The sequence below is a fragment of the Peribacillus sp. P4_D6 genome (assembly GCF_056401795.1).
In genome coordinates, this window is sequence record NZ_JBFUIQ010000270.1 from 1 (window position 1) to 2,429 (window position 2,429).

The window sequence follows — 2,429 nt, forward strand, 5'->3', positions numbered from 1 at the left end:
CTAATGATCAATAAGATGACGCCGGCTATGGCCTCGAGAAAAAAACCAGCTCCAACGGCACTCCCTATTCCCGCCGCTCCCCAGATGATGGCAGCTGTCGTTAAACCGGATATGCTGTTGTTGTCACGCCGGAGAATGACGCCAGCACCTATAAAACCGACGCCGGAAACGATCTGGGCCGCAAGACGCAAGGGGTCCATTGTGATATTAACGTCTTCGCTACCCGGGAATTTATAAGCGGATTCCATGGAAACGATCGTTAATAAACAGCTGACGATTGAAATGACCAGGCTTGTTTTTAATCCAACGGGTTTTCGTTTCATTTCTCGCTCTAGGCCGATAATTAGTCCAAGTAGAGCTGAAATCCCCAATTTGATTAGGATTTGCAGTTCCGATTGAGGGTCGAATGTCCATTCCATTTTGTTTCACCACTTCCGAATTATTATCGAAGAATAAAATCGTCTGTTGCCATATACCCGTTTTTCAAAAAAAACTACCCTAATAATTTTAACATAGTAGAATAGAGTTCTATGTAACGTAATTCCGTTGAAAGGAGGAATCTAAGTGCAAATGCCAAAAGTGAATCCCTATGTAGCGTTGGCAATCGGCGTGGYATCCGTATCGTTTTCGGCCATCCTTGTTAAATTGGCGACCGCTCCATCGGGTGTTATCGCCTTTTACCGTTTATTATTTACCGTCCTTCTTATGTTGCCGGTTTTCATGGTGAAATACCGTCATGAACTTAAATTCATTGAAAAAAAGGATTGGCTGTATTCGATTGCGGCAGGAGTGTTTTTGGCTTTTCATTTTATCTTATGGTTTGAATCGCTTAATTACACATCGGTCGCAAGTTCAACCGTCCTTGTAACCCTCCAGCCTTTATTCGCTTTTGCCGGAGCCTACCTGTTTTTTAAAGAAAGATTTTCAGTGAAGGCAATATTGAGCGGCATCATTGCGATAGCAGGCAGCCTTGTCATTAGCTGGGGTGATTTGAGAATCAGCGGCATGGCGCTTTGGGGAGATATTCTTTCGCTTGTCGCATGTGCGCTCGTAACCGGATATTTACTGTTTGGTCAAAATGTCCGAAAACGCATCTCTTCTATAACATATACATTTGTCGTGTATGCAATCAGCGCGGTCGCCTTGTTTTTTTATGTGATCTTCAAGGGAGAGGCATTGGCGCCTTATCCTGCTTCCGATTGGATCTATTTCGTTTTGCTTGCCATTTTCCCGACTTTATTAGGACATTCTTTATTCAATTGGTCACTAAAATGGTTAAGCACATCGACGCTTTCGATGGGAATATTGCTTGAACCGGTGGGAGCGACAATTCTGGCTTACTTCATATTAGATGAACCGATACTCTGGACGCAGGTCCTTGGAGGTACCATCATATTGGGTGGTTTGATGATGTTCTTAAAGGATGAAAAGAAAAGCAAGGAACATAAAGAGGCGCAAGTCTCCGTATAAAAGCAGTAAGTCTCCCGACTTACTGCTTTTATCTAATATGGGTGAAACAAATAGGTGATCCGTGTGAAAATCAAAGCGAAAGTAAAGCTGAATAAAAACGTCGTACCATTCACCTTGCCTTTTTCTCTGCTGAACTTGATGGCTTCATAAAAAGCGGTACTGAATAAGTAAAGGGCCATACTGTAGGAAATGAGTAATCCGATTAATGGCAGATTCATTGCTTCACCTCATGGAAAAAAGATATCTATATATGACTATTTGTGTTTCTTTGGAAATATGCTTCGTTTATTCATAAAACATGGGCATGGCCCGGATGTAGGGGAGGGGTGTGATGATGTAAAGAATATATAGAAGGAAATAGGTGAAAATGTTTTTTTTTGAAAAAAGTTTTAAAAAACGTATTGCAAACATTTTTAGTACATGGTATATTATTTCTTGTCGCTAAGACAGCAACTTAAACAGCTAACAAGTTGTTAAAAAAGATTTTAAAAAAGTTGTTGACGAAACGTGACAGAATGTGTTACATTATAGAGGTCGCTTCTGAGAGAAACGACATCGAAATTGCTCTTTGAAAACTGAACAAAACAAAGCGCCAACGTTAAATTTTAAGTGAGCACACACTATCAAAAAAGCAAATGAGCAAGTCAAACATTTCTTCGGAGAGTTTGATCCTGGCTCAGGACGAACGCTGGCGGCGTGCCTAATACATGCAAGTCGAGCGAATCAACGGGAGCTTGCTCCCTGAGATTAGCGGCGGACGGGTGAGTAACACGTGGGCAACCTGCCTATAAGACTGGGATAACTTCGGGAAACCGGAGCTAATACCGGATACGTTCTTTTCTCGCATGAGAGAAGATGGAAAGACGGTTTACGCTGTCACTTATAGATGGGCCCGCGGCGCATTAGCTAGTTGGTGAGGTAATGGCTCACCAAGGCGACGATGCGTAGCCGACCTGAGA

At 42.4% G+C, this 2,429-nt stretch carries 3 protein-coding genes and 1 rRNA gene; 2 read left to right on the forward strand and 2 right to left on the reverse strand.

Annotation, left to right across the window (positions count from 1 at the left end):
- Positions 1 to 419 (reverse strand): MgtC/SapB family protein (locus AC1DVB_RS26595; protein WP_477591797.1); only part of this gene is annotated, 419 nt, incomplete at its 3' end.
- 151 nt (positions 420 to 570) lie between these two features.
- Here AC1DVB_RS26595 and AC1DVB_RS26600 point away from each other — a divergent pair.
- The gene (locus AC1DVB_RS26600) at positions 571 to 1,470 is read left to right on the forward strand and encodes a DMT family transporter (RefSeq protein WP_477591799.1); all 900 of its coding nucleotides are present in this window, start codon (positions 571 to 573) and stop codon (positions 1,468 to 1,470) included.
- 32 nt (positions 1,471 to 1,502) lie between these two features.
- Here AC1DVB_RS26600 and AC1DVB_RS26605 read toward each other — a convergent pair whose 3' ends face one another.
- Complete coding sequence (locus AC1DVB_RS26605) at positions 1,503 to 1,688, reverse strand: hypothetical protein (RefSeq protein WP_034310479.1); 186 nt, start codon at positions 1,686 to 1,688, stop codon at positions 1,503 to 1,505.
- Between the two features lie 435 nt (positions 1,689 to 2,123).
- On the opposite strand from AC1DVB_RS26605, the gene AC1DVB_RS26610 reads away from it, so the two are divergent.
- Positions 2,124 to 2,429: ribosomal RNA gene (locus AC1DVB_RS26610) — 16S ribosomal RNA — on the forward strand; the annotation flags it as partial.

Bases quoted from the DNA above. Each gene is read 5' to 3' on its own strand.
- AC1DVB_RS26605 (WP_034310479.1), bottom strand. From the start codon at position 1,688: ATGAATCTGCCATTAATCGGATTACTCATTTCCTACAGTATGGCCCTT.